This window comes from Klebsiella pneumoniae complex sp. WS1778, assembly GCF_049472055.1.
GTDB classification, from domain to species: Bacteria; Pseudomonadota; Gammaproteobacteria; order Enterobacterales; family Enterobacteriaceae; genus Klebsiella; species Klebsiella quasipneumoniae.
In genome coordinates, this window is the sequence record NZ_JBKGTJ010000015.1 from 1 (window position 1) to 4669 (window position 4669).

The window sequence follows — 4669 nt, forward strand, 5'->3', positions numbered from 1 at the left end:
GCGGTGGTCCCACCTGACCCCATGCCGAACTCAGAAGTGAAACGCCGTAGCGCCGATGGTAGTGTGGGGTCTCCCCATGTGAGAGTAGGGAACTGCCAGGCATCAAATAAAACAAAAGGCTCAGTCGAAAGACTGGGCCTTTTGTTTTGTCTGTTGTCTGTCGGTGAGCGCGCTCCAGAGGAGGACAAATCCGCGGGGAGCGGATTTGAACGTTGCGCAGCAACGGCCCGGAGGGTGGCGGGCAGGACGCCCGCCATAAACTGCCAGGCATCAAATAAAGCAGAAAGCCCAGTCGAAAGACTGGGCTTTTTTGCGTTTGTGCCATCCGGGAAGGGTGCCGGCATGCCCCCCCGGTGGCGCTGCGCTTACCTGGGCCAGGGGCCTTGCGGGTTCTGTAGCCCGGCGCGGTACACCTCTCACCACTGGTAACGCTCCGCAATATTATTGCCTCTGTAATCAGGCAAGCCTTCCCCCGCCAGATACGGTAAACTAACGCCGATTTTGCATCAGGAAGCCACTATGAACCACTCCCTCAAACCCTGGAATACCTTTGGCATTGAGCGATCCGCCAATACGATAGTACGCGCCGAAACTGAACAACAGTTATTAAGCGCCTGGCAAACCGCTGCCGCGGCTGGCGAACCCACGCTAATCCTTGGGGAAGGCAGTAACGTCCTGTTTCTGAACGACTATGCCGGTACGGTGATTCTCAACCGAATTATGGGGATCGAGGTGAGCGAAACCCCGGATGCCTGGCGCTTGCACGTCGGCGCCGGCGAAAACTGGCATCAACTGGTGCAGTTCACGCTACAGCATGCGATGCCTGGTCTGGAAAATCTGGCATTAATCCCTGGTTGCGCAGGATCTTCGCCTATCCAGAATATTGGCGCCTACGGCGTCGAATTGCAGCGGGTCTGCGAATATGTTGACTGCATCGAGCTGGAAACGGGACGTAAACAACGCCTTTCCGCAGCGGAATGCCGTTTCGGCTATCGCGACAGCATCTTTAAACATGAATATCAGGACCGCTACGCCATCGTCGCGATTGGCTTGGCGTTAGAGAAAGCGTGGCGACCGGTGCTGAGCTACGGTGATTTAACACGTCTCGATCCGCAGACAGTCACCCCGCAACAGGTATTCGATGCGGTCTGCCATATGCGAATGACTAAATTGCCGGATCCAAAGATTAACGGTAATGCTGGCAGCTTTTTTAAGAACCCGATCGTCAGCGCTCAGGTTGCTGAAGCGCTGCTGGCGCAGTTCCCTCATGCACCGCACTATCCGCAGGCAAACGGCAGCGTCAAGCTGGCCGCTGGCTGGCTAATCGATCAATGTCAGCTCAAAGGAAAACGCATCGGCGGCGCGGCCGTGCATCGACAGCAGGCGCTGGTACTGATTAATGAAGATCAAGCGACCAGCGAGGATGTGATAAAGCTAGCCCATTACGTTCGCCAGCAGGTGGGGGCAAAATTCAATGTATGGCTTCAGCCCGAGGTGCGCTTCATTGGAACGCATGGTGAAGTCAACGCAGAGGAGAGCATTGCGTGAAAGACCATACTATCCCTTTAACGCTAATTTCTATCCTTGCTGATGGTGAGTTTCACTCAGGTGAACAGCTTGGCGAGCAGTTAGGCATGAGCCGGGCGGCGATTAATAAGCATATCCAGACGTTACGCGACTGGGGCGTCGATGTGTTTACCGTGCCGGGCAAGGGGTACAGCCTGCCAGAGCCCATTCATCTGTTGGATGAGAAAAAGATCTCCCAACAGATAGAGCACGGTCGAGTGACTGTCCTTCCGGTAATCGACTCCACTAACCAGTATTTGCTGGACAGACTGGATGAGCTGACGTCCGGCGATGCCTGCGTAGCTGAATATCAGCAGGCAGGGCGAGGCCGGCGAGGCAGAAAATGGTTTTCCCCCTTTGGTGCGAATCTCTATCTCTCGATGTACTGGCGTCTGGAGCAGGGCCCGGCAGCGGCGATTGGCCTAAGCCTGGTGATTGGTATTGTGATCGCTGAAGTGCTGCAGCAACTCGGGGCCGAACAGGTTCGCGTGAAATGGCCAAACGATATTTACCTGCAGGATCGTAAGCTGTCAGGGATCCTCGTGGAGCTGACGGGGAAAACGGGCGATGCCGCACAAATCGTCAGCGGCGCGGGTATCAACCTTGTGATGCGTCGTGTGGAGTCTGATGTCGTCAATCAGGGTTGGATCAGTCTTCAGGAAGCGGGGGTGGTCATCGACCGTAATCTCCTCGCCGCGCGCCTGATTAAAGAGCTGCGCCTGGGACTGGAGCTGTTCGAGCAGGAAGGGTTGGCTCCTTATCTGCCGCGCTGGGAAAAACTGGATAACTTTATTCATCGTCCGGTAAAACTGATTATCGGTGATAAAGAAATTTATGGCATTTCCCGCGGCATTGACGCCCAGGGTGCGCTATTGCTGGAGCAGGATGGTGTGATAAAAGCCTGGGTTGGTGGTGAAATATCATTGCGCAGCGCAGAATAAAAAAGGGAGCTCCGGCTCCCTTTGCTTTATTTACGTAAGCGTACCTGATTAACAGAATGATTGGCGCTCTTGGTCATAATCAGGCTGGCGCGCTCGCGAGTTGGAAGGATGTTTTCCTTGAGATTCATTAGGTTAATCTCATTCCAAAGCGAGGTGGCAATTTCGACCGCTTCTTCCTTCGACAGCTTGGCGTAATTATGAAAATAAGAATCCGGGTCGGTAAATGCCCCTTCCCGGAATTTAAGAAAGCGGTTGATATACCAGCTTTTCAATAATTCTTCCGGGGCATCGACATAAATAGAAAAGTCGACAAAATCCGATACGAATACATGATGCGGATCGTGTGGATAATCCATCCCACTTTGCAGAACATTCAGTCCTTCAAGAATGAGAATATCCGGTTGAGCGACGGTTTTATCGCCATCGGGAATAACATCATAAATTAGATGGGAATAAACCGGTGCAGTTGCCTGTGGTACCCCTGATTTGAGATCGGAGACAAACTTCACCAGCCGATGCATATCATAGGACTGCGGAAAGCCTTTTTTCTTCATTAACCCACGTTCTTTCAAAACTGAGTTAGGGTGCAAAAATCCGTCAGTGGTAATGAGTTCGACATGGCGATGCTCCGGCCAACGGCTCAGCAAGGCCTGCAGTACACGGGCGGTGGTGCTTTTTCCTACCGCCACGCTGCCAGCGATACTGATAATATAGGGAATTCGCTGACCGTTGGTGCCAAGAAATTGTTCGAGAACAGCCTGACGACGCAGGTTAGAACTGATATAGAAGTTGAGCAAACGCGACAGCGGCAAATAGATCTCAGCAACCTCTTCCAGAGAGAGATCTTCGTTGATGCCTTTTAACCGCGTGATTTCTTCCTCGGTTAACGTCATCGGGACAGAATCACGAAGTGCAGCCCATTGGTGGCGGTTAAATTGTAGGTACGGTGTCATTAACGTCTGCTCTTTTTGGCTCATAAGCATGTTCTTACCATCACCGAATACGTTGAAACGGCGATGCTTCACACGAGTTAATCAGGACAATGGGCAGGAGGGTAACACCAGATTGCCGGGAATAATAAGAAAAAAACTCATTGAATGCCGCTTTCTCGCGCCAGCGTCACAAGAGAGGAATAAGTTTCTTATGCTTTGCAAAGCATGGCCTTTGCTAACAGGATGGTACTAACGGCCTGCTGCCTTTCAGTTTACGGTCAGCATACGTTCCTGGTAAACGTGGCTGACCGAAACCGCGCCTGATGGGCCCGTTTGTTGGCGATTATTTGCACTCCTTTGTTTGAAATTACACCGTTTTTTCGCGTAAGAGCACAAAATGTGAGCAAGAGAACGTTTTATGCAAATTTTTAGTTGCATGAACTCGCTCCTCTCCCTAGAATGCGCGCTACTTGATGCCGACTTAGCTCAGTAGGTAGAGCAACTGACTTGTAATCAGTAGGTCACCAGTTCGATTCCGGTAGTCGGCACCATAACAATTTGGGTGGGGTTCCCGAGCGGCCAAAGGGAGCAGACTGTAAATCTGCCGTCATCGACTTCGAAGGTTCGAATCCTTCCCCCACCACCACTTTCTGGCGACGCTTTGCGTAGCCGGAGTTGGTTGGGTAAACTAATCAGCTCAATACTAAAGAGAGCAGTCTTTTTAGTATTACAGAAAGAACTGGGTAGCCGAGTTTCAGGATGCGGGCATCGTATAATGGCTATTACCTCAGCCTTCCAAGCTGATGATGCGGGTTCGATTCCCGCTGCCCGCTCCAGACGTGCTGATATGGCTCAGTTGGTAGAGCGCACCCTTGGTAAGGGTGAGGTCCCCAGTTCGACTCTGGGTATCAGCACCACTTCTTTTCTCTCCTTCCCTGTTTCTCTTCTGTTATGTTCATTCAACAAGTCGGGCATGTTGCCTGGTTGATGTGGTGATATCACCGATTTATCCGTGTCTTAGAGGGACAATCGATGTCTAAAGAAAAGTTTGAACGTACAAAACCGCACGTTAACGTCGGTACTATCGGCCACGTTGACCATGGTAAAACAACGCTGACCGCTGCCATCACTACCGTTCTGGCTAAAACCTACGGTGGTTCCGCTCGCGCATTCGACCAGATCGATAACGCGCCGGAAGAAAAAGCTCGTGGTATCACCATCAACACCTCT

4 protein-coding genes, 4 tRNA genes and 1 rRNA gene are annotated in these 4669 nt (G+C 51.9%); 8 read left to right on the forward strand and 1 reads right to left on the reverse strand.

The genetic code is table 11. The annotated features are described in order from the left end of the window. The 3 genes from rrf to birA all read left to right on the forward strand — a co-directional run. A 5S ribosomal RNA gene (rrf, locus tag ACLEXF_RS25335) occupies positions 1-101 on the forward strand; the annotation flags it as partial. Between the two features lie 418 nt (positions 102-519). Next, positions 520-1548, forward strand: a complete 1029-nt coding sequence (gene murB / locus ACLEXF_RS25340) for a UDP-N-acetylmuramate dehydrogenase (protein ID WP_065697611.1) — start codon at positions 520-522, stop codon at positions 1546-1548. Beyond that, on the forward strand, positions 1545-2507 hold the full coding sequence (gene birA, locus ACLEXF_RS25345; RefSeq protein ID WP_004206834.1) for a bifunctional biotin--[acetyl-CoA-carboxylase] ligase/biotin operon repressor BirA: 963 nt from the start codon (positions 1545-1547) through the stop codon (positions 2505-2507). Before murB ends, birA begins: the two co-directional genes overlap by 4 nt. 26 nt (positions 2508-2533) lie before the next feature. On the opposite strand, the gene coaA is transcribed toward birA, so the two are convergent. Next, a complete protein-coding gene (gene coaA / locus ACLEXF_RS25350) occupies positions 2534-3484 on the reverse strand; it encodes a type I pantothenate kinase (RefSeq protein ID WP_004206833.1) in 951 nt (316 codons plus the stop codon). A 430-nt stretch (positions 3485-3914) separates the two neighbouring features. Between coaA and ACLEXF_RS25355 the strand changes: the two genes are divergently transcribed. The 5 genes from ACLEXF_RS25355 to ACLEXF_RS25375 all read left to right on the forward strand — a co-directional run. Beyond that, a tRNA-Thr gene (locus tag ACLEXF_RS25355) sits at positions 3915-3990 on the forward strand. A gap of 10 nt (positions 3991-4000) precedes the next feature. Beyond that, positions 4001-4085 (forward strand) — tRNA-Tyr (locus ACLEXF_RS25360). Positions 4086-4200: 115 nt separating this feature from the next. Next, positions 4201-4275, forward strand: a tRNA-Gly gene (locus ACLEXF_RS25365). A 5-nt stretch (positions 4276-4280) separates the two neighbouring features. Continuing rightward, positions 4281-4356 (forward strand) — tRNA-Thr (locus tag ACLEXF_RS25370). A gap of 115 nt (positions 4357-4471) precedes the next feature. Further along, positions 4472-4669 (forward strand): GTP-binding protein (locus tag ACLEXF_RS25375; RefSeq protein WP_032440645.1); only part of this gene is annotated, 198 nt, incomplete at its 3' end.